The following is a 25,622-nucleotide window of genomic DNA, read 5'->3' on the forward strand; positions in this document are numbered from 1 at the left end:
CCATGTCACTCTCCATTCGCGCTTGTAGATGTTCCACATAGTATGATAGCGCTTCACATTATGAGCATGATGACGCCGGATGCGCAAGTCCGGGATGTGCATAGGAGAGTGCGCGCGTGATTTCCGCCCCCCCGGCCAAACGCCCCGTCCGGCTGATAAACTATCTCGCCTATGGATCGAACGACGTGCTTGGCGCGGGATCGATGGCGGTCATCTCGGGCTGGGTGCTGATCTTCTACACCCAGTTCTGCGGCCTGACCGCCGGACAGGCGGCGCTGATCTTCGCGGTCGCGCGCATCCTCGATGCGATCGCGTCGCCGGTGATCGGCTATGTCTCCGACCATTTCGGCACCACCGCGCTCGGCCGCCGGTTCGGGCGGCGGCGGTTCTTCATCCTCGCCGCGATCCCGCTGCTGCCCAGCTTTGCGCTGATGTGGCTGCCGGGGATGAGCTTCTGGTATTACCTCGTCAGCTATGTCGGCTTCGAGCTCGTCTATGCGATGGTCATCATCCCGTACGAGACGCTCGCGGCGGAAATGTCGACCGATTACAAGACCAAGGCGAAGTTCGCCGGCTTCCGCATCCTGTTCGGGCAGACGGCGGCGATCCTTGCCGGCTTCCTGCCGCTGTGGCTCATCAACTATCTCGGCCGCGACAGCGCCTCGACCTTCTTCTACATGGGCATCATTTTCGCCGTGCTGTTCATGGCGACGGCGGCGTTCCTGTATCGCTTCAGTTGGGAGCGGCCGTTGCCCCTCGACGCGCTGCCCGGCGCGCGCCGGGAGGGCGGCATCGGATCGGCGTTCAAGGCGCTGTACCGCAACCTGTTCTCGACGATGCGCATCCGCGCGTTCCGGCTGCACCTCGGCATGTATCTCGGCGGCTATATCAGCCAGGACATCTTCAACGCGGCCTTCACCTTCTTCGTGATCTTCGCGCTGGCCGGGACCACGGCGATGGCGTCGGGGCTGCTCGGCACCATGTATATCGTGCAGTTCGTCGCGGTGGTGATCGCGATCAACCTCGCGCTGCGCGCCTCGCCCGCCTTCGCCTATCGGCTGGCGGCGGTGACGTTCGGGCTCGGCGTGATCGTGCTGCTGTCGCTGTGGGCGGGCGGCACCACCGCGACCAGCCCGCTGATCTATCTGGCGATCGGACTGGCGGGATTGGGGCGCGGCGCGCTCAACTATATCCCGTGGGCGACGTACAACTACATGGCCGACGTGGACGAGATCGTGACCGGACAGCGCCGCGAGGGCAGCTTCGCCGGGGTCATGACCTTCGTACGCAAATTCACGCAGGCGGTGGCGGTGGCGGGCGTCGGCCTCATCATCCAGGCCGGCGGCTTCGTGTCGGGCGCGCAGGTGCAGACCCCGCAGGCAATTCACACCATTGCCGTCCTGCTGGGTGTGGGAACGCTCGGCGTGCTGGTGCTGGGCATTATCGTCTCGCTACGCTTCAGGCTGACGCCGGCGACGCACGGTATCTTGATGGAAGAGATCGAACGGCTGCGCTCGGGCGATCCGACCCCGCCAGATCCGCTGCACAAGGCAGTGGTCGAGGATCTGTCGGGCTGGCGACACCATCAGCTATGGGGCAAAAATCGGGTCGCCAACCCTGACTATGTCGAACCGTTCGACCCTGACGTCGACGTGTGGGACGACGTCGACGTGACGAAGCCGCCGCGATGATCTGGGCAGCGGTGCTGGCGCAGGCGGCGACGACCGCGCCGGTGCCGCTGTGGCGCGATCCGGTGCATGACGGCGCGGCGGATGCCTCCACGGTGCGCGATACGCGGACCGGCGAATGGGTGATGTTCTACACCAACCGTCGCGCCGATCTGCCGCTCGCGGACGAGAAGGACGTGTCGTGGGTGCATGGCACCGCGATCGGCATCGCCCGGTCGAAGGACGGAGTGCGCTGGCGCTACGGCGGCACGGCGGCGATCCCGAAGGCCTGCACCGGCGCCACCTTATGGGCGCCCGAGGTGCAGCGGATCGGCGGGCGGTGGCATATGTGGCTGACGGTGGTGCCAGGCGTGTTCCGCGACTGGAACGCAGCCCGCTTCATCGTCCATCTGACCAGCCGCGACCTCAAACGCTGGGACTGTGGCGAGCGGCTCGATCTGGGATCGGACCGGGTGATCGACGCCAGCGTCGCGGTGCTGGGGCGCGGGCGCTACCGGCTGTGGTTCAACGACGAGCGCGCGGGCAAGGCGATCAAATACGCCGACAGCCGTGACCTGAAACGCTGGGTGGTGAAGGGCACCGTGACCGACACGCCGGGCGAAGGGCCGAAGGTGGTGCGCTGGCGTGGAAAATGGTGGCTGGTGAGCGATGCGTGGCGGGGGCTTCTGGTACAATCCTCACGCGATGCGACGCGCTGGACCCGGCAGCCGGGCTATCTTCTGGCCGGGGCAGGCATGCGGCCGACCGACCGGGCAAAAGGGCAGCATCCCGACATCGTCGTGGTCGGCGACCGGGCGTTCATCGTCTATTTCGTCCACCAATCGGGCGAGGCGGAGACGGCGCGCGACCCGCGCTGGCACCGGCGCAGCGTGCTCCAGATCGCCGAGTTGCGCGAGGATGGCGGGGTGTTGTCGGTGGATCGCGAGAGGGCGGTGGTGCGGCCGTTGCGGTAAGATTACGTCTGCCGGGCAAGGCACCAAATGCCGACGTCGAACCCGGCGATCGCGAGCACGGCGAAGATCAGGATAAAAAGCGCACTCGCGGTAGACCAGTTAAGTTTGAACGGCAGCGTTTCGCACAGGCGCATGGCGGTGCGCGGATCGTAGGCGCCGTTGACCAGCCTCATCGTCCGCTCCCATGCGATATTATGGTAACGCCAGAGCCGGATCAGCAGATAGGTCCACAATAGACAGATGCCGCTCAACGCAAAGGCGGTCCATGCCCAGACCGTCAGCCGCACCGTAGCATCAAGATTGGCCGCCACCACAGCGGCGACGGCCGTAGCGATGAATGCGAACAATCCCATCGAAACGGTCCATCGAATGACGTCCCAATGCCGGAAATTGTTCATGAACTGATCGAACGATCGATCCGCGGTTTCGCGGGCTGTGAAGTCCGGCAGTATACCCTTTGCCGACAGCCGAAGAAGCGTCGACAGGGTCTTGAGATAGATCGCCGGCTGTTCTTCCGCGCGCGGTCCGGCGATGTTCAACGTGGCCCATGGGGTTTGTGCCTTGAGCCAATCATGGATGGCGGCATCGACACTGGCATCTTCCGACAAGCCGGCAGCGGCAAAGTCGATGTGCAATACCCTCTCCGGCGGTTGCAGAATATTCCTTGCATGGCTCAAGGTCGCTTCGGTTCCGCCCGTCGGCTTACCGGATGTGAAGATGAGGGTCAGGTCGGCGAGTTCAACGTTCAGATGGGTCCGATCCTTGACGTCATCGGATGCGATCTCAACGACGGTGTAGCGCGGATCGAGGACACCATCCGCTGCCCGCCGGTTCCGTGGCACGAAGCCCCCGTGCGGAATGCCCTTGGCCAGCGCGAAGTCGAATGCGGCGCGATCGACTCCCGTCTGCCCCCCGGAAATGATCTTCATCGGCACCTACCCCCCGATCATATTCCCATACCCGATCACGATCGTAGCGAGGATCAGCAGGCCGACCCCGGCCCACACCAGCGCGCGGGTCCTGGGGGCGGCGTCCTTCCACTCGCGCAGCGCGAAGCCCCAGAGCGTGCCGAAGATGATGATCGACGCCATGTGCAGCGTCCAGCTCGAAAAGCCGTACCGCCCCATCTGGCTTTCGCCCATGGTGTAGAAGAAGAACTGGAAATACCAGGCGGTGCCGGCCAGCGCGCACAGTGCGAAGTTGAGCGCCATCGGCGCGCCCTTCGCCTCGCCGCGCCCCAGCCATTGCCCGGCACTGCGGTTGCGCGCGATCAGGATCGTACACCACACCGCGTTGGTCAACAGGCCGCCGAACATGACGAGGCACAGCACCGGCAGCCCGGTCCACAACGGTCCGGTGCCCGCTGCCGCCGACAGCGCCTTGATCGGCTCGCCCGCGGCAAGACCGAAGGCGAAGCAGGCGGACATGATCCCGGCGAAGATCGCGACGACGATGCCTTTGCGGAAATCGAATTCGGCAACGGCGGCGGCCTTTTGTTCGGGCGACAGCGCCTGATCCTTCTTCGCCCCCGCCAGCGCGACCACGACGATGCCGGCGATCGTCAGCCCGAGCCCCAGCAGGATGATGTTGCCCGAGGGCGTGTCGAGCAGCTTGGCGGCGAACTCGCCGGTGAATAGCGGCGGGATCAGCGTGCCGAACACGGTGCATAGCCCCAGCACCACCGCCATGCCGAGCGACAGGCCGAGGTAACGCATCACCAGACCATAGCCGAGCCCGCCGAACCCCCACAGGATGCCGAAGAACACCGGCCACAACAATGTGCTGGTCGGCGTCGCAGCGAACACGCCGAGCAGGTCGTTGGTCTGGATCGATGCGAAGAACCACGGCGCCAGCACCCACGAAAAAATGCCGCCGGTCAGCCAGTAGATCTCCCACGACCAGCGCTTCACGCCGCGATAGGGCACGTAGAAGCTGGCCGAGGCGAAACCGCCCAGCCAGTGATAGAGCACGCCGGTCAACGGGTTGGGGGTCATAGCGTCAGGCCCAGTCGATAGAGGCGGTTGGCATTGCCGGCGAACAGCGCGCGGCGTTCGGCGTCGCCGAAATCGGCGGTGATCGTGTCGTACGCGCCAAGCGTGGCGGCGAAGCTGCCGAAGAGCTTGTCGGTCGGGAAGTCGCTGGCGACCATCGCCCGGTCGGTGCCGAACCGGTCGATCGCGGTGAGGACGAGGCCCCTCGCCTGCTCAAGCGTCCATGACCGGTAGGTGAAGCCGATGCCCGACAGCTTGATCGCAACATGCGGCAGGGCGGCGAGCGCGGTCAGACCGGCGCGCCATTCGGCTTCCTCGCCGGGCACGCACATGCCCATGTGATTTATCATCACCGGCGTTTCGGGATGGCGCTCGATCAGCCGCGCCAGACCGGCGAACTGGCCGGGATAGGCTTGCAGGTCGAAGCTCAACCCGTGCTCCGCCAGCCGGGCATAGCCCGCCGCCCATGCGTCGTCGCGCGTCACGTCGCGCGGCGTGTAGGTGCGGCGCGGGTCGGCGTGCCAGTTGACGATGTGGCGGATGCCGCGGACGTTGGCATGCGCGGCGTGGGCGGCCAGCAACCTGTCGACGTCGGGGTGCGAAAGGTCGGCGAAGGCGACGATCGCATTCGGCATTCCCGCCGTATCTGCCATTCCCTGCAACCAGCGAGTCTCGTCGAGCGCTGCGCTCGCCTCAGCACCGGCATCGACATGGACGATGCCGCGCACGTCCCATGCACCCGCATCTGCACGGTAATCGTCGAGGAGATAGGTGCGCGCGATCGGTTCGACCGAGCCGTTGGGGCCATCGTCGGCGAACGGCGGCGTCAGCCACGGATAGCGGAGATGATCGAGGTCCCACAGATGGACATGGGCATCGATGAAGGGCAGCCCGGCCATGGCGTTCGCTCTCCTTTGCATCCCGTACCCCCGCGCAGGCGGGGGTCCAGGGTAACGATCGCCAGCCGTTGTTCGGCTTGGCGCTGGACCCCCGCCTGCGCGGAGGTACGGTCGGTCGTCAGAACGTCGTCCGTCCGCCCGAGGTGTCGAAGGTCGAGGCGGTGGTGAAGCTGCATTCCTCGCTGGCCATGAAACAGACCATCGCCGCGCTTTCGTCGACTTCGCCCAGCCGCCCCATCGGGATTTTCGAGCGCATGTAATCGACTTGGCTCTGCGGCAATTGCGCGAGGATCGGGCTTTCGAACGTCGCCGGGGTCAGCGCGTTGGCGATGACGCCCTTGCCCGCCAGTTCCTTGCCAAGCGACTTGGTGAGGCCGATCACCCCCGCCTTGGTCGCCGAATAGGCGCTGGCATTGGGATTGCCTTCCTTGCCCGCCACCGAAGCGACGTTGACGATCCGGCCATAGCCGCCCGCCAGCATCAGCGGCACGACCGCGCGGTTGCAGTAGAACAGCCCGTTCAGATTGACGTTGACGACGTGCAGCCAGCTATCGATCGGAAATTCGTGCAACGGGACGGTCGCCCCGGTGATCCCGGCCGAACAGACGAGCACGTCGATCCGGCCGCCGAGCGCGGCATGGCTGTCGGTCGCGGCCCGCGCCACCGCAGCGGCGTCCGAAATGTCGAGTGCCACGACGTGGGTCGCGCCGACATCCTCTTTCGCCTGCGCCAGCGCGGCTTCGTTCAGGTCCCATAGCGCGACCTGTCCGCCCTCCGCGACGATGCGCCTGGCGGTCGCCCGGCCGAGGCCGGAGGCTCCGCCGGTGACGACGGCGGTGCGGCCGGCGAAGCGCCCTTCGTAGATGGTCATCCGAGCACCGCGTCGCCAAGGTTGCGCCATTCGACGACCTGCTGGTTCTGTTCGCCAAGCCCTGCGATGCCGAGCTTCATCGTGTCGCCCGCCTTCAGATAGATGGCGTTCGGCTTCTTGCCCTCGCCCACGCCCGGCGGCGTGCCGGTAATCATCAGGTCGCCTGGATACAGCGTGATATATTCGCTGACGTAGGCAATCAGTTCGGCGACGTCGAAGATCATCGTCTTGGTGTTGCCGGTCTGCATCCGCTCACCGTTCACGTCGAGGAACATGGCGAGGTCCTGGTGGTCGCCGACCTCGTCCGGCGTCACCAGCCACGGGCCGACGGGACAGAAGCTGTCGTGGCCCTTGCCCTTCGACCACTGGCTGCCGCGCTGCTTCTGGTTGAAGCGTTCCGACACGTCGTTGGCGATGGCGAAGCCGGCGACGTGGCCCAGCGCGTCTTCCTTCGACACATAGCGCGCGGTCTTGCCGATCACGACCGCCAGCTCGACCTCCCAGTCGGTGTGGGTCGAATCGCGTGGGATCATCACTTCGTCGTTCGGGCCGGTCAGTGACGACAGCGCCTTCATGAACATCATCGGTTCGGCCGGCACCGGCAGGTTCGATTCGGCGGCATGATCGGCATAGTTCAGCCCGATCGCGACGATCTTGCCGATGCCCTTCACCGGCACGCCGTAGCGCGGCGTTCCGTCGACGACGGGCAGGCTGTCGATGTCGACGTCCAGCCCGGCGATGGCATCGACGGTGATGTCGGACACCACGCCCGACAGGTCGCGGATGTTGCCGTCGTTATCGACGACGCCAGGCTTCTCGTTACCCTGGGTTCCGTAGCGGCAGAATTTCATGGGCTGTCTCTCAGTGCTCGAAGGGGCGGTGCATCGGCAGGTCGCGGTTCAGTTCGACCCCGAAGCCGGGCGCGTCGAGATTGCTGGTCCGCATCCGGCCGTTTTCGGGGATGGGTTCGCCGATCAACTGCGGGTGGAACATCGGCTGCACATGGTCGGCTTCCGGCGCCATCATCAGATATTCGGCGAACGGCGAATTATGCCGCGTGACGACGAAATGATAGCTGTAGACCGACGATCCATGCGGCACGACCAGCTTGCCGCGCGCATCGGCCAGCGCGCTGATCTTGAGCAGTTCGGTCACGCCGCCGCACCAGCCCACATCGGGCTGGATGATGTCGCAACAGTCCATCTCCAGCAGCATGCGGAAGCCCCAGCGGGTCGCCTCATGCTCGCCGGTCGTCACCAGCATTCCCTTGGGCGCATTGCGCTTCAACTCGGCATAGCCCCAGTAATCGTCGGGGCTGATCGCCTCCTCGATCCACTTCAGGCCGTGTTCGTGCGCGGCATGGGCGAGGCGGGTGGCATAGTCGACGTCGAGCGCCATCCAGCAATCCCACATCAGCCAGAAGTCCGGGCCGACGCGCGCGCGCATCTCGGCCAGTTCGGCGATATTCTTCTTGAGCCCCTCGACGCCCTCGGCGGGGCCGTGGTGCAGCGGCATCTTGCCGCCGATGAAGCCCATTTCCTTGGCCAAATCGGGCCGCGCGCCGGTGGCGTAGAATTGCAGCTCGTCGCGCACCGCGCCGCCCAGCATTTGGTACACCGGCTCGTCGCGCAGCTTGCCGAGCAGGTCCCACAGCGCGAGATCGACGCCGGAAATGGCGTTCACCACCAGTCCCTTGCGCCCGTAATATTGGGTCGAGAAGTACATCTGGTCCCAGATCTTCTCATACTCGGTCGGGCTGCGGCCTTCGAGGAAGCGGGCGAGATGCTTTTCCACGATGAAGCAGGCGGGTTCGCCGCCGGTCGTGACCGCGAAGCCGATCGTGCCGTCCTCCGCCTCGATCTCGACGATCAGCGTGCCGAGCACGTTGATGCCGAAGCTCTGCCGCGACTGGCGATATTCGGGATAGCGGCTCATCGGCGTCGCGATGTGATCGTCGATCCAGTGATAGCCCTGCTGGTCGTGATAATCCGCACCGCCGCCACGCACGGTGAACGCGCGGACGTGTTTGATCCTGGGAAGCGCCGCCTTCATTGCCACACCTTATCCTTGGGCGCGCGCACTTGCCCGCCGCCGACTGAACTGGAAAACCACACGCCAAGCCGTACCATCATGTGGTACGATGTCGGCATATGGTCGAATAGTTGGAACCCTTTTTGCGGCGAGTGCCGCGAAACATCCGCTCCGGCTGGTTTACTTTCTCACTTTATGGGATAGGATGCTACTAGATGAGACAGAACCCGTCAAACGAAGAATCGCCGTCCGACGCCGCCGTTCCGCTGGAAACGGGGGCTAGGCCGGAGAACAAGACGCAAGGCAGCCAGACGCTGGTGCGTGGGCTCGACCTGCTCGATCAGGTGATCGACGGGCCGGTGAAGCTGGCCGAACTGTCGCAGCGCATGGGGCTGACGCGCTCGACGACGCATCGCCTTGCCAATGCGTTGATCGACCGGGGTTTCCTGACCTTCCTGCCGCGTGAGGGCTATCTGTTGGGGCCGAAGCTGTTGCAGCTCGGCTTTCTGGCGCAGGGACAGGCCGACATCGTGCAGATCGCCCGGCCGCGGATCGAGGAACTGGCGGCGCAGAGCGAGGATACCGTCCATTTCGGGCGGCTGGACGATAATCTGGCGCTGTATCTCGACAAGATACCGGGGCGGCGGCGGGTCGACATCTCCAGCCGGATCGGCGATCGCCAGCCGCTGACCTCGACCGGTCTGGGCAAGGCTCTGCTGCTCGACGACGACGAGGCGCACTGGACCCGGGTGTTCGAGGCGGAACATCCGCCGGGCATGCGCCGCCCCGACTTCGCGGTGTGGTTGGAGCGGATGCGCGGCTATGTCGCCAGCGGCCATGCGTATGACCTTGAAGAGAACGAGGATCTGATCCGCTGCGTCGCCGCCCCCGTGCGCGATGCGTCGGGGCGGATCGCGGGCGCGATCAGCGTGTCGAGCGCCGCGCAATATATGGACGATGCCCGCATGGCGACGCTGAGCGTCGAGGTGCGCGGCACCGCCGAGCGGATCAGTCGCGATCTCGGCTGGTCCCCCGAAACCCAGGCGTTGCAGAAGCGACGCCGGAAATGATGTGGAGAGCATGATGAAGCTGTTGGAAGGCAAGACGGTATTGGTGACGGGGGCGTCGACCGGCATCGGTCGCGCGGCGGCGATCGGCGCGGCGCAAGCTGGCGCGAACGTCGTCATCAACTATCATAGTCGCGATGCCGACGCCGATGCCTGTATCGCCGCGATCGAGGCGACCGGACAGCGCGGCCTCGCGATCAAGGGCGACGTGGCCGAGGCCGCGACCGCGACCGATTTCGTCGCGAAGGCGGTGGCCGAGTTCGGTCGGGTCGACGTGATGGTATCGAACGCGGGCATCTGCCCGTTCCACAGCTTCCTCGAAATGCCCGCGGAAACGCTGGAGCGGACGCTGCGCGTCAACCTGCACGGCGCCTATTACATGTGCCAGGCGGCAGCGCGGGCGATGGTCGAGCAGGGCGAAGGCGGCGCGATCGTCGCCGTCTCGTCGATCTCGGCGCTGGTCGGCGGCGAATATCAGACGCATTATACCCCGACCAAGGCGGGGGTCCATTCGCTGATGCAGTCGACCGCCATTGCGCTCGGGCGGCACGGCATCCGCTGCAATTCGGTGCTGCCCGGCACGATCCTTACCGAGATCAACAAGGACGACCTCGCCGACGAGGGCAAGCGCAAATATATGGAAAGCCGCGTGCCGCTCGGGCGGCTGGGGCAACCGGAGGACATGGTCGGGCCGATCGTGTTCCTCGCCTCCGACATGGCGGCCTATGTCACCGGTGCTGCGCTGCTGGTCGACGGCGGCATGTTCGTGAACCTCCAGTGAGGCCGCTCGCACTCGCCCTCGCGCTGCTGGCCGCCGCGCCGGCCACCGCCGAGACGATCTTCATCGCCGGGGATTCGACCGCGCAGACCTACAAGCAGGATCGCTATCCGCAGACCGGCTGGGGGCAGATGCTGCCGTGCGGCCTCACCGGCGACGTCCGCGTCGAGAACCGGGCGATGGGTGGCCGTTCGACCAAGAGCTTCATCGCCGAGGGGCGATGGGACAAAATCATGGCCGATATGAAAGCGGGCGACGTGGTGCTGATCCAGTTCGGCCACAACGACGCCAGCCAGAACAAGCCCGAACGCTATGCTCCGGCGGCGACGCTGTATCGCGACAACCTGCTGCGGATGGTGTGGGAGACGAAGGGGCGCGGGGCGACGCCGATCCTCATCACGCCAGTGACGCGGCGCTCGTTCGGGCCGGACGGCAGGACCAAGGCGGACTTCGCCCCATGGTCTGCGGTGGTGCGCGACATCGCCGCGACGACGGGCACGCAGTTGATCGACCTCGAAGCGTCGTCGCGCGGCTGGGTCGACGGCAAGGGGATCGAGCCGTCGAAGGCGTTGTTCCTCCATTATCCGGCGGGACGCTGGCCGGGGTTCAAGGACGGCATCGCCGACGACACGCATTTCAGCGAACTGGGCGCACGCGGCATCGCCGAGCTGATCGCCGCCGATCTGGCGCGTACCGGGCTGCCGGTGGCGGCGAAGGTGGCGAAGGATCGCCCCAACCTGACGCGGACGACGCCGCTGGGAAGCACGGCATGTCGGTGATCCTCGCACGGCGGACGCTGCTGGGCGGTACGGTGGCGCTGGGGCTTGCCGCCGCGCTGCCGGCGCAGGCTCCTGCCCCCCTGACCTATCGTCCGATCTGGCCGGGCAAGGCACCCGGCGGCGAGAAAGTGACCGAGGTCGAGCAGGAAATCCCGCGTTCACCGACCGGTCCGAAGGACGACACCGCCTTCCTCCACGTCACCACGCCGACGATGGCGCATGTCGCCCCGGCCAAACCCAATGGCGCGGCGATCCTGTTGATCCCCGGCGGCGGCTATCTGCGCGTCGCGATCGGCAATGGCGGCCGGGCGCTGCTGCAATTCTTCGCCGATCAGGGCTATCACGCCTATCTGCTCAAATATCGCCTGCCGGGCGATCCGTGGGCGGCGGGACCCGATGCACCGTTGCAGGACGCGCAGCGCGCGCTGCGGCTCGTCAAGGCCGAGGCGAAGGCCAATGGCGTCGCGATCGACCGGATCGGGGTGATGGGCTTTTCCGCCGGCGGGCATCTGGCGGCGATGCTGGCGTATCGCGGTGACGAGACGTACCGCGCGGTCGATGCCGCCGATGCCCAGCCGCTGGGCGTGCGCGCGGCGGGGCTGCTCTATCCGGTCGCGCTGATGGGGGTGCCGGGCACCCACCGGGGATCGCAGGACCAGTTGCTGGGCGAGACCCCCGCGCCCGATGTCGCGCTGCGTTACCGCACCGACGCGCGGATCACGGCGGCGAGCCCGCCGACGTTCATCGCCCATGCGATCGATGACCGGGTCGTGTCGGTCGACAACGGTCTCGCGCTGCTCGCCGCGCTGCGCCGGGCGAAGGTGCCGGCCGAAGCCTATCTGCCCGAAATCGGCGGCCATGGCTTTGGCGTCACGATCGACGGACAACCGGCACCTTGGACGCGGTTGTTCTTCGCCTGGGCGAAGCGGCACGGCCTGTGACCCGACCGACCGTCGCCCTGTTCGTCACCTGTCTGGTCGATGCGATGCGGCCATCGATCGGCTTCGCCAGCATCAAGGTGCTGGAAGAAGCCGGGTTCGACGTCGTCGTACCACAGGGGCAGACCTGTTGCGGGCAGCCGGCGTTCAATTCGGGCGACCGGGCAGGCGCGGTCGAAATCGCCAGGGCGACGATCGCCACGCTCGAACCGTACGACACGATCGTCGTGCCGAGCGGATCATGCGGCGGCACGATCAAGGCCCATTATCCCGAATTGTTCGCCGACGATCCGGCATGGTTGGCGCGGGCGGAAGCAGTGTCGGCCAAAACGCATGAAATCCTGTCGTTCCTCGACGCACAGGGCTGGCGGCCCGCCGGCGTCGCGCTTGCGACGAGCGCGGCCTATCACGACAGTTGTTCCGGCTTGCGCGAACTGGGCGTCAAGCGTCAGCCGCGCGCCCTGCTCGGCGCGGTCGCCGGGCTGGAGCAGGTGACGCTGAAAGGCGCGGAAACCTGCTGCGGGTTCGGCGGCACTTTCTGCGTGAAATATCCCGCCATCTCGAACGCGGTGGTCGAGGAAAAAGCACAGGCGATCGAGGACAGCGGCGCGGCGCTGCTGCTGGCGGGCGATCTCGGCTGCCTGATGAACATGGCGGGCAAGCTGCACCGGCGCGGCAGCGGGGTGCGCGCGTTCCACACCGTCGAGGTGCTGGCGGGCATGGGCGATGGCCCGGCGATCGGGGAAACGCGATGAGCTTTGGACAACGGGTCGAGCTGGCGCTGGCCGATCCGATCCTGAAGATCGCGGTCGAACGCACCGCCGGCACCGCCGAGGCCAAGCGCGCGGCGGCGGTGGCAGCGTTTCCGGCGTTCGAGGATGCGCGGGCGCGGGCGGCGGCGATCAAGGATCACACGATCGCCAACCTCGGCCATTATCTGGAACAGTTCGAGGCGAATGCGATTGCGGCGGGCGCGCAGGTCCATTGGGCGCAGACCGCCGACGAGGCCGCCAAGATCGTCATCGATCTGTGCCGCAAGGCGGGGGCGAAATCGGTCGCGCGGTCGAAATCGATGTTGGGCGAGGAGATCGGCCTGCCCCACGCGCTGGCGGAGGCGGGAATCGAGCGGATCGAAACCGATCTGGCCGAACATATCATTCAGTTGGCGGGCGAGCGGCCATCGCACATCGTCTGGCCGGCGATGCACAAGACCCGCGAGCAGGTGTCCGAGCTGTTCCGCGCGAAACATGCCGATCCGCATATCGAGGAAAGCATCGCCGCGATGGCGGAGAGCGCGAGGCGACATCTGCGCGTGGGCATGCTGGGGGCCGATGTCGGTATCTCGGGCGCGAACTTCCTGATCGCCGATAGCGGCAGCATCTGCACCGTCACCAACGAAGGCAATGCCGAACTGTCGATCGTGCCGCCGCGCGTCCATATCGTGACGGCGGGGATCGAAAAGCTGGTGCCATCGATGCCGCATGCGATCCATATGCTCAGGATGCTGGCGCGATCGGCGACCGGTGCGGCGCTGACCCAATATACGACCTTCTATACCGGGCCAAAGCGCGCCGGCGACCGCGACGGGCCGGCGGAAATGCACATCGTGCTGGTCGACAATGGCCGCAGCGCGATGCGCGACGATGCGGCGCTGAAAGACATGCTGCGCTGCATCCGTTGCGGGGCGTGCATGAACCACTGCGTCGTGTTCCGGCAGGTCGGCGGCCATGCCTATGGCGGCACCTATCCCGGGCCGATGGGCGCGGTGCTGACCCCGGCGCTCGACGGGCTGTCGGCCAACCGCGATCTGGCGCATGCCTGCACGATGAACGGACGGTGTCAGGAAGTGTGCCCGGTCAACATCCCCCTCCCCACCCTGTTGCGCGGCTGGCGCGAGAAGAGCTGGCGCGAGGGGCTGGAGCCGGTGACGATGCGGCAGGGGCTGGGCTGGTGGCGGCGGCTGGTGCTGCGGCCCAGGCTCTACCGGCTGGCGAGCGCGGCGGCGGTGCGGTCGATGCGGTTGCTGGCGAAGCGCGGCTGGATCGCCAGACTGCCGCTGGCCGGGGCGTGGACCGCGCACCGCGACATGCCGGCACCGGAGGGCGGCACGTTCATGGCGCAATATGCCAAGGGCAAGCGGCGATGAGCGCGCGCGACGCGATCCTCGGCAAGCTGCACCGCGCGGTGCCGGCGGACCTCGCCGAACAGGCGGCGGCGCTGGTGCGAGGCAATGAGCGGCCACCCGAACCGGCGGGCACGCTCGCCGAACGATTCGCCGGCCGGCTGGCGGCACCGAGCGTGTCGGCGACGATCGAGCGGATCGAGGCGTTGGACGCGCTGCCGGCGGCGGTCGGGCGCTATCTGGGCGAGGCCGGCCTCGCGCCGGCGCTCTACCTGCCGCCCGATCCGGCGGTGCTCGGGCTCGACTGGTCGGGCTTCGCGATCACCGATGCCGCGCTGCCCGATCAGCCGGCGGCGCTGGCGGTGGCGAAGGCGGGCGCTGCCGAAAGCGGGTCGCTGGTGTTCGAAACCGCGCCCGATGCACCGATGCTGCCCAACTTCCTGACGCTGCACCACATCGTCGTGCTGGCGGCCGACACGCTGGTCGACCGGCTGGAGGATATTCCCGCCGATCTGGCCGGGCACCGCGCGCATTACTGGGTGACGGGCGTGTCGGGGACGACCGATATTGAAGGGCAATATGTCCGCGGCGCGCATGGGCCACGGTTCCTGCATGTCGTGCTGGTCGGATAGTCGACGGCAGGGGTGCGGCCCGACGACGCCGGATAGCATTACGATCGGCTGAAAACCGCCAATATCGTTGCACCGCCGCATATTTTGTTCTGCGGTCGGAACGAGCGTCATCACGCATACGTATTGCGCGTGACAAGCGTTTCGCAATCGATACTGTCGTCTTGTCCGATTCAGGAGCCCGCGTGACCCAGCCTGCCCTTGCCGCCGTCGCTTCGCCCACGCCACCGCTCGCCGACGCCATTCTCGACACGCTGATCCACCGGATCGGCAAGGACGCGCAGGCCGCGCTGCCGCATGACTGGCTGGCCGCCACGATCCTGACCGTCCGCAACGACGTGATCGAACGCTGGATGACGTCGAGCAAACAGGCGCATGCCGATGGCGCGAAGCGGGTCTATTATCTCAGCCTCGAATTCCTGATCGGGCGGCTGCTGCGCGATGCGATCGCCAACCTGTCGCGCAGCGACGAGGTGCGCGTGGCGCTGGCGTCGCTCGGCGTCGACCTGTCGACGCTGGAGGACGAGGAACCCGATGCCGCGCTCGGCAACGGTGGTCTGGGCCGGCTGGCGGCGTGCTTCATGGAAAGCCTCGCGACGCTCGACCTGCCCGCCTATGGCTATGGCATCCGCTATGTGAACGGCATGTTCCGCCAGCGGATCGACAATGGCTGGCAGGTCGAACTGCCCGAAACGTGGCTGCGCCACGGCAATCCGTGGGAGTTCGAGCGGCGCGAGAGCGCCTATCCGGTCGGCTTCGGCGGCGAAGTGACGGGCGACGAGAATGGCGCGGTCCACTGGCACCCGGCCGAGATGGTCGAGGCGATGGCAGTCGACACACCGGTGATCGGCTGGCGCGGGGCGCGGGTGAACACGCTGCGGCTGTGGACCGCGCGCGCCTACGACCCGATCCGGCTCGACCGGTTCAACGCCGGCGACCATGAAGGCGCGCTGGCCGGACAGGTGCGTGCCGAAACGCTGGTCCGCGTCCTCTATCCCGCCGATGCGACCCCGGCCGGACAGGAGCTGCGGCTGCGGCAGGAGTATTTCTTCTCCTCCGCCTCGATCCAGGACATCGTGCGCCGCCACGTCCAATATTCCGGCGACATCCGCACGCTGGCGGACAAGGCGGCGATCCAGTTGAACGACACGCATCCGGCGGTGTCGGTCGCCGAACTGATGCGGCTGCTGATCGACGAACACGCGCTCGATCTGGACGAGGCATGGACGATCACCAAGGCGACGTTCGGCTATACCAACCACACGCTGCTGCCCGAGGCGCTGGAAAGCTGGCCCCTCCCCCTCTTCGAGCGGCTGCTGCCCCGGCACATGCAGATCGTCTACGCGATCAACGCGAAGGTGCTGCGCGAAGCCCGCGCGCAGGGGATCGACGATGGCGCGATCTCGTCGATCAGCCTGATCGACGAGGGCGGCGAGCGGCGGGTGCGGATGGCCAACCTCGCGTTCGTCGGCAGCCACAGCGTCAATGGCGTGGCGGCGTTGCATACCGACCTGATGAAGCAGACGGTCTTCGCCGATCTTCACCGGCTGTATCCCACGCGGATCAACAACAAGACCAACGGCATCACGCCCCGGCGCTGGCTGTTCGAGAGCAACCCCGCGCTCACCGCATTGATCCGCGAGGCGATCGGCGACGGCTTCCTCGACGATGCGGCGAAACTGGCCGACCTGCGCCCCTTCGCCGACGACACCGCGTTCCGTGAGAAGTTCGAGAGCGTGAAGCGCGCGAACAAGGCGCGGCTGGCGCAGCACCTGCGCGAGACGATGGGCGTCCGGCTCGATCCGCAGGCGATGTTCGACGTGCAGGTGAAGCGCATCCACGAATACAAGCGCCAGTTGCTGAACATCCTCGAGACGGTGGCGCTGTACGACCAGATCCGCAGCCATCCCGAACGCGACTGGACCCCGCGCGTGAAGCTGTTCGCCGGCAAGGCGGCGCCGAGCTATCACAACGCCAAGCAGATCATCAAACTGGCGGGCGACGTCGCGCGGCGGGTGAACGCCGATCCGGCGGTCGGCAACCTGCTGCGCGTCGCGTTCATCCCCAACTACAATGTGTCGCTGGCGGAGAAGATCATGCCGGCGGCCGACCTGTCCGAACAGATCAGCACGGCGGGGATGGAGGCATCGGGCACCGGCAACATGAAGCTGGCGCTGAACGGCGCGCTGACCATCGGCACCCTGGACGGGGCGAACGTCGAAATCCGCGACCATGTCGGCGCAGAGGACATCATCATCTTCGGCATGACCGCCGACGAGGTCGCGGCGAAGCGCGCCGCCGGATACGACCCGCGCGAGGCGATCGCCGCCTCGCCCGAACTGGCGCAGGCGCTGGCGGCGATCAAGGGCGGGGTATTCAGCCATGACGATCCGACCCGCTATGTCGGGCTGATCGAGGGGATCGAGAACAGCGACTGGTTCCTGTGCGCCGCCGACTTCGACAGCTATGCCGCCGCGCAGCGCGACGTCGACCGGCGCTGGCAGGACCGTGCCGGGTGGAATGCCAGCGCGATCCGCAATGTGGCCGGCGTCGGCTGGTTCTCATCCGACCGCACGATCGGCGAATATGCCCGCGACATCTGGGGCGTGATGTGACGCCTCCGGCGGACGCGATCGCCGCGCTCCTTGAAGGCAGGCAAGCCGATCCGTTCGCCCTGTTGGGGCCGCATGCCGGCCCGGCCGGCACCTTCGTGCGCGCATGGCTGCCCGGCGCACAGAAGGTCCTCGCGCACGACCTGTCGGGCACTGTGCTCGGCGAGTTGAAGCCGGTCGGCGACGGCATCGTCGAGGGGATCGTTGCCGGCCCGCCCCGGCCCTTGTGGTATTACGCGCGCGGCGGCGGCGGCGAATGGTGGGTGAAGGACCCGTACAGCTTCGGACCCGTACTGGGGCCGACCGACGATTTCCTGATCGCCGAGGGGACGCACCTGCGCCTTCACGACAAGCTCGGCGCGCATCCGATCCGCCACGAAGGCGCCGATGGCATGCACTTCGCCGTCTGGGCCCCCAATGCGCAGGTGGTGAGCGTCGTCGGCGACTGGAACGGGTGGGACGCGAAGCGCCACCCGATGCGCCGGCGCGGCGACGTGGGGGTGTGGGAAATCTTCCTGCCCGACGTCGGACCGGGACAGGCGTATAAATTCGCTATCCGGGGGCCGGACGGGCAGTTGCTGCCGCTGAAAGCCGATCCGTTCGCCTTCGCCAGCGAATTGCGCCCCGCCACCGCGTCGCGCACCGCCGCGCCGATCGATCACGACTGGCACGATGCGGCGCACCGCGCGCATTGGGCGTCGATCGATCCGCGCCGGGTGCCGATCTCGATCTACGAGGTCCATGCCGGAAGCTGGCAGCGCGAGGACGATGGCGGCTTCCTGCATTGGGACCGGATGGCCGACCGGCTGATCCCCTATGTCGTCGCGATGGGCTTCACCCATATCGAATTTCTGCCGATCAGCGAGCATCCCTATGATCCGTCATGGGGCTATCAGACGACCGGCCTTTATGCCCCCTCCGCCCGCTTCGGCGATCCGGCGGGGTTCGCGCGTTTCGTCGACGGCGCGCACAAGGCGGGGATCGGCGTGCTGCTCGACTGGGTGCCGGCGCATTTCCCGGTCGACGCGCATGGCCTCGCCCAGTTCGACGGGACCGCGCTCTACGAACATGAAGACCCGCGGCTGGGCTTCCACCCCGACTGGCAGACCGCGATCTATAATTTCGGGCGGCGCGAAGTGTCGCAGTTCCTCGTCAACAACGCGCTGTTCTGGGCCGAACATTATCATGTCGATGGCCTGCGCGTCGATGCGGTCGCCTCGATGCTCTACCGCGACTATTCGCGCGAGCCGGGCGAATGGATCCCCAACCCCGATGGCGGGCGCGAGAATTGGGAAGCGGTCGACTTTCTGCGCGCCACCAACCGCGCGATCTACCGCGAGCATCCCGGCGTGTTCACCGTCGCCGAGGAATCGACGTCGTGGCCCGGCGTCAGCCGTCCGGCGCATGAAGGGGGCCTGGGCTTCGGGTTCAAATGGAACATGGGCTTCATGCACGACACGCTGTCGTACATGGCGCGCGAACCGGTCCACCGGCAGCACCATCACAACGACATCACCTTCGGCCTGACCTATGCCTTTGCCGAGAATTTCGTCCTGCCGCTCAGCCATGACGAGGTCGTCCATGGCAAGGGGTCGCTGCTGACCAAGATGGCGGGCGACGAATGGCAGAAATTCGCCAATCTGCGCGCCTATTATGCGTTGATGTGGGGCTATCCCGGCAAGAAGCTGCTGTTCATGGGACAGGAGTTCGCGCAGGCGCGCGAATGGTCGGAGGAACGCGCGCTCGACTGGGAGTTGCTCGAAGCGCCGGCCCATGCCGGCGTGTCGTTGCTGGTGCGCGATCTCAACCATCGCTACCGCGATACGCTCGCGCTGCATGCGCGCGATTGCGAGGGCGACGGGTTCCACTGGGCGGTGGTCGACGATGCCGCGCAATCGGTGTTCGCATGGGAGCGCCGTGCGCCCGGCGAGCCGCCGGTGCTGGTCGTCGCCAACATGACGCCGGTGCCACGTCACGGCTACCGCGTACCGGTGTCGGCGAACGGGCGCTGGCGCGAAATCCTGAACAGCGATGCGTCCGCCTATGGCGGGAGCGGACTGGGCAATCTGGGCGTTGTCGAGGCTGCGGACGGGGGCGTCGTGCTGACGCTGCCGCCGCTCGCGACGATGTGGTTTCAACTAGAACGATAAACGGGGAGGATGTATGGAGCGTAGGGGGCAACCATTGGCACGCGATGCCATGGCCTATGTGCTGGCCGGCGGACGTGGCAGCCGCTTGTTCGAGATGACCGATACGCGCGCGAAGCCGGCGGTCTATTTCGGCGGCAAGAGCCGGATCATCGATTTCGCGCTCTCGAACGCGATCAATTCGGGCATCCGCCGCATCGGCGTGGCGACACAGTACAAGGCGCACAGCCTGATCCGCCACCTGCAACGCGGCTGGAACTTCCTGCGCCCCGAACGCAACGAAAGCTTCGACATCCTGCCCGCCAGCCAGCGGATCAGCGAGTTCCAGTGGTATGAGGGCACCGCCGACGCCGTCTATCAGAACATCGACATCATCCAGAGCTATCGCCCCGAATATATGGTGATCCTGGCGGGCGATCACATCTACAAGATGGATTACGAGCTGATGCTCCAGCAGCACTGCGATACGGGGGCCGACGTCACGGTCGCCTGTATGGAAGTGCCGCGGATGGAGGCGTCCGGCTTCGGCGTGATGCACGTCGACGGCACCGACCGGATCATCGATTTCGTCGAGAAACCCGCCGATCCGCCGGCGATGCCCGACAATCCCGACATGGCGCTCGCCAGCCTCGGCATCTATGTGTTCCGCACCGAATTGCTGTTCGAACAGTTGCGCCGCGACGCCGATGAGGAAGGATCGTCGCGCGATTTCGGCAAGGACCTGATCCCGTGGCTGGTCCGCCATGGCCATGCGCAGGCGCATCGCTTCTCCGCCTCCTGCGTCCGCTCGGCCGACGAGCCGGGGTCCTACTGGCGCGACGTGGGCACGGTCGATGCCTATTGGGAAGCCAACATCGATCTGACCGACGTGGTGCCGCAGCTCGACCTGTACGACCGGAGCTGGCCGCTATGGACCTATTCGGAAATCACCCCGCCCGCCAAGTTCGTCCATGACCTCGACGGGCGGCGCGGCAGCGCGGTGTCGAGTCTGATCGCGGGCGACTGCATCGTGTCGGGTGCCAGCGTGCATCGCAGCCTGCTCAGCACCGGGGTACGCGCGCACAGCTTCGCCAGTATCGACGAATCGGTGGTGCTGCCGATGACGCGGATCGGGCGTGGCGCGCGGCTCACCAAATGCGTGGTCGACGCCGGGGTGACGATCCCCGACGGACTGGTGATCGGCGAGGATCCGGTGATGGACGCCCATCGTTTCCGCCGGACCGAACGCGGGGTGTGCCTTATCACCCAGCCGATGATCGACCGGCTGTAGGGCGGTCGATGCGCGTTCTGTCGGTTGCGTCCGAAGCCTATCCGCTGGTCAAGACCGGCGGCCTTGCCGATGTCGTCGGCGCCCTGCCCGCCGCGCTTGCCCCGCACGGGATCGAGACGGTGACGTTGCTGCCCGGCTATCCGGCGGTCATGAAGGCGGCGACCGCTAAGGTCGTGCGGACATGGGACGATCTGCTGGGTGAGCCGGCTCGGCTGCTGGGTGGCACGATCGACGGGCATCCCTTGCTGGTGCTCGACGCGCCGACGCTGTTCGCACGCGATGGCGGCCCCTACGCCGATGCGACCGGACGCGACTGGACGGACAATTGGCGGCGGTTCGCGGCTTTATCGCGCGCGGCGGCGGACATCGCCGGCGACTTCGATCTGGTACACGCGCATGACTGGCAGGCGGCGCTGACCCCGGCCTATCTGCGCTATGACGACAGCGCGGTGCCGAGCGTCGTCACCATCCACAATATCGCGTTTCAGGGGCGTTATGACGCGACGGTCTTCGCCGACCTCGGCTTGCCCGACGCGGCGTTCGCGCTCGACGGCGTCGAATATTATGGCGGGGTCGGGTTGCTGAAAGCCGGGCTGGCTTCCGCCTCGGCGATCACCACCGTGTCGCCGAGCTATGCCGAGGAAATCCGCAGGCCCGCGTTCGGCATGGGGCTGGAAGGACTGATCGAGGTCCGGCGCGACCGGGTGAGCGGCATCGTCAACGGCATCGATCCGGCGGTGTGGTCGCCACACGCCGACACGGCGCTGCCTGCACCCTATTCCGCCCGTACCCTTGCCCGCCGTCGCGCCAACAAGCGTGCGCTTGAGGCGACGTTCGATCTGGCGCGGGGCGATGGCCCGATCTTCGTCGTGGTCAGCCGGCTGACGTGGCAGAAGGGCATGGACGTACTTGCCGACACGCTCGACACGCTGGTCGGCCTTGGCGGACGGCTGGCGCTGCTCGGATCGGGCGACGCCGCGCTCGAAGCCGCGTTTCTCGACGCCGCCCGGCGGCATCCCGGCGCGATCGGGGTGCGGATCGGCTATGACGAGGCGCTGTCGCATCTCTTGCAGGGTGGCGGCGACGCGATCCTGATCCCGTCGCGGTTCGAGCCGTGCGGACTGACGCAACTCTACGGCCTCGCCTATGGCTGCGTGCCGGTGGTGGCGCGAACCGGTGGCCTCGCCGATACGGTGATCGACGCCAACGAAGCGGCGATCGCGGCGGGCGTCGCCACCGGCGTGCAGTTCGCCGACGTCAGTGTCGATGGCATGGTCCACGCGCTGCGCCGGACGATCGACCTGTATCGCCAGCCGTCACTGTGGAGCGCGATGCAGCGGCAGGGCATGCGCGCCGACTTCAGTTGGACTCGCAGCGGCGCGCGCTATGCCGCACTCTATCGCAGCCTGATCGCGGCGTGATCCCCGGCGCAAGTCCGATGCCCGGCGGCACCGCCTTCGCGGTGCGCGCGCGGCGGGCCGATGCGGTGTGGCTGTGCTTGTTCGACGGCGACGACGAACGCCGCGTCGCGATGCGGCGCGAGGGCGACTGGTTCGTGGTCGAGGTGCCGGGCGTCGGGCCGGGGCAGCGCTATGGCTATCGCGTCGAAGGCGAATGGGCACCCGATCGCGGACTGTGGCATGATCCGGCCAAGCTGCTGGTCGATCCCTATGCGGTCGAACTCGATCGCCGGTTCCGGTGGGATGCGGCGCTTGCCGGTTTTGGTGCGGGGACGGGGCATCTGGTGCCGCGTGCGATCGTGCCGTCCCCCCTGCCCGCCGCGATTCCCGATCCGGTGGCGATCGATCCGGCGGGGCTGATCTACGAAGTCAACGTGCGCGGCTTCACGATGCTGCACCCCGACATTCCCGAACCGCAGCGCGGGACGATCGCCGCGCTCGCCCATCCGGCGATCGTCGCGCATCTGCGGCGGATCGGCGTCACCGCGATCGAGCTGATGCCGATCGTCGCGTGGATCGACGAGCGGCATCTGGCCCCGCTCGGGCTGACCAATGCGTGGGGCTACAACTCGGTCGTGCCGATGGCGATCGATCCGGGGCTGGCCCCCGGCGGCATCGCCGAACTGCGTGACACCATCACCGCGCTGCACGATGCGGGGATCGCGGTGATCCTCGACCTCGTGTTCAATCACACCGGCGAGAGCGACGCAGAAGGACCGGTCCTGTCGCTGCGCGGGCTGGACAATCGCAGCTATGCCCATGCGCCGGATGGCAGGCTCATCAACGATACCGGCACCGGCAATACGCTCGACGCCGGCGATGCGGGGGTGCGCGACCTGATCGTCGCGTCGCTGCGGCACTTCGCGTGTGCCGGCGTCGACGGGTTCCGGTTCGATCTGGCCCCGATCATCGCCCGCTCGCCCGGATTCAACGCGCAGGCGCCGATCTTTGCCGCGATCGCCGCCGATCCGCTGCTGGCCGTGCGGCAGATGATCGCCGAGCCATGGGACATCGGGCCGGGCGGCTATCAGCTCGGCAATTTCCCGTCCGACTGGCTGGAATGGAACGATCGCTACCGCGACGACGTGCGCCGCTTCTGGCGCGGCGATGGCGGCGCGGGGGCATTGGCGACGCGGCTGATGGGGTCGAGCGACATCTTCGGATCGCCGACCCGCAGCGTCAATTTCCTTGCGGCGCATGACGGGTTCACGCTCGCCGACCTCGTGTCGCATGTCGATCGGCACAACCATGCCAATGGCGAGAACAATCGCGACGGGCATGGCGAGAACCTGTCGTGGAACCACGGCGTCGAGGGCCCGAGCGACGAACCTTCGGTGCGGGCGGCACGCGACGCCGATCTGCGCGCGCTGCTGGCGACGTTGTTCGCGACGCGCGGGCATATCCAGTTGACCGCCGGCGACGAGTTCGGCCGGACGCAGCGCGGCAACAACAACGGCTATGCGCAGGACAATGCGATTTCCTGGGTCGACTGGGCCGGACGCGACACGGCGCTGGAGGCGTTCGTGGCGGACTGCGCGGCATGGCGACGGGCACGGCCGGCGGTGGTCGACCGCACGGTGCCCGATGTCGCGGAATGGCGGACGCTCGATGGGCGGGCGATGACGGCAGAAGCTTGGGAAGCTTATGACTGTCCCGGTTTCGAGCTGCATCTGGACGGGGCGGTGGTTCGGGTCGATCGTTCGGCGCGGCGGGTCATGCTCGAGTAGAAGAAGGCTGGTTCACGCGGAGGCGCGGAGGCGCGGAGAAGGTTCGGACGCGGCAGCGTCTCTTCCTGCTACGCGGCGTCGAGAGACAGCGCCATTCGGCGCGACACGATCGTGAGCCGCAACCCCTCTGCGCCTCCGCGCCTCCGCGCGAACCAACCTTCTACTTCGCCTGCACCCGAACCCGCAGCATCGCCACCGCCGCCAACGCCATCACCGCCGCCGCGATGAGCATCGTATAGGCCGGCTGCCCCGGGAACCATGTCTTGATGACACCGCCCATCACCGTGGCGACGATCAACTGCGGCAGCACAATGAAGAAGTTGAAGATGCCCATATAGACGCCCAGCTTGCGCTGCGGCAGCGCATCGGCGAGCAGGACATAGGGCATGGTCAGCACCGATGCCCACGCGATTCCGATGCCGATCATCGGCACGATCATCCCCAGCCGATCGTGCGTCGCGAAAATGCCGACGAACGCCGCCGCCCCGATCGCGAGACACAGCAGATGGGTTCGCGCCGCGCCGATCGCCTTGGCCAGCACCGGCAGCGCGAACGCCGCCAGCGCCGCGACGCCCGAATAGATCGCGAACAGCACGCCGACCCAGCTTCCCGCCTGATTATAGCCGTCCGCCGCCGGATCGATCGTTCCCCACACCTGCTGCGCGACGACCGGCGTGGTGTAGACCCACAGCAGGATCAGCGCGCCCCACGTAAAGAACTGCACCCATGCCAGCCGCCGCATCGTATCGGGCATGGTGATGAGGTCGCCGACGATATGGCTGAGCACATTATCGCCGCGCCCGCCCCGGATCAGAGCGGCGGACACCAGTTGCGCCACGCCATAGAGCGCCACGCCGCCCGCGACGAAATAGGCTTCACGCCCGCTGTCGAGCGCACCGCCACGCTCGGCCCATGCGATCAGCAGCGCGACGACGCCACCGCCGACGATCCACCACAGGCCATGACGCGGCATCGCCGGCGGTTCGTTCGCCTCGACCGCGCTCGACGCCTCGCCGAACGCCGCCAGTTCCGCCGGGCTGTATTCGCGGACCGTCACGACGGTCCACAGCACCGCCAGCAGCAACATGGTTCCGCCGAAGTAGAAGCCATAGCGGACCGCATCGGGCACCTGTCCTGCCGGCGCGCTGTTGCTGACGCCGAAGACGTTTTCCAGCACGAACGGCGCGATACTGGCGACGACCGCGCCGGCACCGATGAACCATGTCTGGAACGCATAGCCCGCCGGCCGCTGCTTCGAGGGCAGCATGTCGCCGACGAAGGCGCGGAACGGCTCCATCGACACGTTGAGCGAGGCGTCGAGAATCCACAGCGTGATCGCCGCCGCAAGGATCGACGGCGAATTGGGCATGAAGAACAGCGCGCAGGTACACAGGATCGCGCCGACGAGGAAATAGGGCCGCCTGCGCCCCAGCGGCCCCCACGTCCGGTCCGAATAATGACCGATCAGCGGCTGGACCAGCAACCCGGTCAAGGGTGCTGCGATCCACATCAGCCCCAACTGGTCGAGCGGCGTGCCGAGCGACTGGAAGATGCGGCTGGCGTTCGCATTCTGCAACGCGAAGCCGATCTGGATGCCGAAGAAGCCGAACGAGATGTTCCAGAGCTTGGCGAAGCCGAGCGTGGGGCGGGTGTGCATTGC

The 25,622-nt window shown here is 66.8% G+C and carries 21 protein-coding genes; 14 read left to right on the top strand and 7 right to left on the bottom strand.

The features are described 5' to 3' along the window. The first annotated feature begins 116 nt into the window (after positions 1–116). Together ASE78_RS01805 and ASE78_RS01810 are read left to right on the top strand one after the other, a co-directional pair. Positions 117–1,691 carry an MFS transporter gene (locus ASE78_RS01805; protein ID WP_082466944.1) on the top strand — a complete coding sequence of 525 codons (1,575 nt, stop codon included), beginning with the start codon at positions 117–119 and terminating at the stop codon, positions 1,689–1,691. Then, the gene (locus tag ASE78_RS01810) at positions 1,688–2,641 is read left to right on the top strand and encodes a family 43 glycosylhydrolase (protein ID WP_056492443.1); all 954 of its coding nucleotides are present in this window, start codon (positions 1,688–1,690) and stop codon (positions 2,639–2,641) included. Before ASE78_RS01805 ends, ASE78_RS01810 begins: the two co-directional genes overlap by 4 nt. A gap of 2 nt (positions 2,642–2,643) precedes the next feature. Here ASE78_RS01810 and ASE78_RS01815 read toward each other — a convergent pair whose 3' ends face one another. The 6 genes from ASE78_RS01815 to rhmD all read right to left on the bottom strand — a co-directional run bounded on the left by ASE78_RS01815 (position 2,644) and on the right by rhmD (position 8,454). After that, complete coding sequence (locus ASE78_RS01815; protein WP_082466956.1) at positions 2,644–3,570, bottom strand: putative molybdenum carrier protein; 927 nt, start codon at positions 3,568–3,570, stop codon at positions 2,644–2,646. Between the two features lie 6 nt (positions 3,571–3,576). Then, on the bottom strand, positions 3,577–4,635 hold the full coding sequence (gene rhaT / locus ASE78_RS01820; RefSeq protein ID WP_055756658.1) for an L-rhamnose/proton symporter RhaT: 1,059 nt from the start codon (positions 4,633–4,635) through the stop codon (positions 3,577–3,579). Continuing rightward, entirely contained in the window at positions 4,632–5,531 is a 900-nt protein-coding gene (locus ASE78_RS01825) for an amidohydrolase family protein (protein ID WP_056492448.1), read from the bottom strand. Before ASE78_RS01825 ends, rhaT begins: the two co-directional genes overlap by 4 nt. Positions 5,532–5,649: 118 nt before the next feature. Further along, entirely contained in the window at positions 5,650–6,402 is a 753-nt protein-coding gene (locus ASE78_RS01830; protein WP_055756662.1) for an SDR family NAD(P)-dependent oxidoreductase, read from the bottom strand. After that, positions 6,399–7,253 (bottom strand): fumarylacetoacetate hydrolase family protein, encoded by an 855-nt coding sequence (locus ASE78_RS01835; protein ID WP_056492450.1) that lies wholly within the window; start codon positions 7,251–7,253, stop codon positions 6,399–6,401. Before ASE78_RS01835 ends, ASE78_RS01830 begins: the two co-directional genes overlap by 4 nt. A 10-nt stretch (positions 7,254–7,263) precedes the next feature. Further along, entirely contained in the window at positions 7,264–8,454 is a 1,191-nt protein-coding gene (gene rhmD, locus ASE78_RS01840) for an L-rhamnonate dehydratase (RefSeq protein ID WP_056492453.1), read from the bottom strand. Between the two features lie 194 nt (positions 8,455–8,648). Here rhmD and ASE78_RS01845 point away from each other — a divergent pair, with 194 nt between their 5' ends. The 12 genes from ASE78_RS01845 (at position 8,649) to glgX (ending at position 23,962) form a co-directional block, all read left to right on the top strand. Beyond that, positions 8,649–9,503: an IclR family transcriptional regulator gene (locus ASE78_RS01845; protein ID WP_056492456.1), complete on the top strand. Its 855-nt coding sequence runs from the start codon at positions 8,649–8,651 to the stop codon at positions 9,501–9,503. 13 nt (positions 9,504–9,516) lie between these two features. Next, complete coding sequence (locus ASE78_RS01850) at positions 9,517–10,281, top strand: SDR family NAD(P)-dependent oxidoreductase (protein WP_056492852.1); 765 nt, start codon at positions 9,517–9,519, stop codon at positions 10,279–10,281. Then, positions 10,278–11,057 carry a rhamnogalacturonan acetylesterase gene (locus tag ASE78_RS01855; protein ID WP_056492459.1) on the top strand — a complete coding sequence of 260 codons (780 nt, stop codon included), beginning with the start codon at positions 10,278–10,280 and terminating at the stop codon, positions 11,055–11,057. Before ASE78_RS01850 ends, ASE78_RS01855 begins: the two co-directional genes overlap by 4 nt. Then, entirely contained in the window at positions 11,048–11,998 is a 951-nt protein-coding gene (locus ASE78_RS01860) for an alpha/beta hydrolase (RefSeq protein WP_056492461.1), read from the top strand. Before ASE78_RS01855 ends, ASE78_RS01860 begins: the two co-directional genes overlap by 10 nt. After that, positions 11,995–12,750 carry a (Fe-S)-binding protein gene (locus tag ASE78_RS01865; RefSeq protein WP_056492464.1) on the top strand — a complete coding sequence of 252 codons (756 nt, stop codon included), beginning with the start codon at positions 11,995–11,997 and terminating at the stop codon, positions 12,748–12,750. The genes ASE78_RS01860 and ASE78_RS01865 overlap by 4 nt, the downstream gene beginning before the upstream one ends. Next, on the top strand, positions 12,747–14,141 hold the full coding sequence (locus tag ASE78_RS01870; RefSeq protein WP_056492467.1) for a lactate utilization protein B: 1,395 nt from the start codon (positions 12,747–12,749) through the stop codon (positions 14,139–14,141). The genes ASE78_RS01865 and ASE78_RS01870 overlap by 4 nt, the downstream gene beginning before the upstream one ends. Then, complete coding sequence (locus tag ASE78_RS01875; RefSeq protein WP_056492470.1) at positions 14,138–14,749, top strand: LutC/YkgG family protein; 612 nt, start codon at positions 14,138–14,140, stop codon at positions 14,747–14,749. Before ASE78_RS01870 ends, ASE78_RS01875 begins: the two co-directional genes overlap by 4 nt. A gap of 182 nt (positions 14,750–14,931) precedes the next feature. Next, entirely contained in the window at positions 14,932–17,361 is a 2,430-nt protein-coding gene (locus ASE78_RS01880) for a glycogen/starch/alpha-glucan phosphorylase (RefSeq protein ID WP_082466945.1), read from the top strand. Then, positions 17,358–19,508, top strand: a complete 2,151-nt coding sequence (glgB, locus tag ASE78_RS01885) for a 1,4-alpha-glucan branching protein GlgB (RefSeq protein WP_056492473.1) — start codon at positions 17,358–17,360, stop codon at positions 19,506–19,508. The genes ASE78_RS01880 and glgB overlap by 4 nt, the downstream gene beginning before the upstream one ends. Positions 19,509–19,521: 13 nt before the next feature. Then, positions 19,522–20,775, top strand: coding sequence for a glucose-1-phosphate adenylyltransferase (gene glgC, locus ASE78_RS01890; protein WP_082448372.1), 1,254 nt, complete (start codon positions 19,522–19,524; stop codon positions 20,773–20,775). 8 nt (positions 20,776–20,783) lie between these two features. Next, a complete protein-coding gene (gene glgA, locus ASE78_RS01895) occupies positions 20,784–22,196 on the top strand; it encodes a glycogen synthase GlgA (protein WP_056492477.1) in 1,413 nt (470 codons plus the stop codon). Between the two features lie 17 nt (positions 22,197–22,213). Beyond that, positions 22,214–23,962: a glycogen debranching protein GlgX gene (gene glgX, locus ASE78_RS01900; protein ID WP_056492480.1), complete on the top strand. Its 1,749-nt coding sequence runs from the start codon at positions 22,214–22,216 to the stop codon at positions 23,960–23,962. Positions 23,963–24,122: 160 nt separating this feature from the next. Here glgX and ASE78_RS01905 read toward each other — a convergent pair whose 3' ends face one another. Further along, entirely contained in the window at positions 24,123–25,619 is a 1,497-nt protein-coding gene (locus ASE78_RS01905; RefSeq protein WP_056492484.1) for an MFS transporter, read from the bottom strand. Positions 25,620–25,622 lie beyond the last annotated feature (3 nt).

The sequence above is a fragment of the Sphingomonas sp. Leaf25 genome (assembly GCF_001421635.1).
In the GTDB taxonomy this organism is placed as follows: Bacteria; Pseudomonadota; Alphaproteobacteria; order Sphingomonadales; family Sphingomonadaceae; genus Sphingomonas.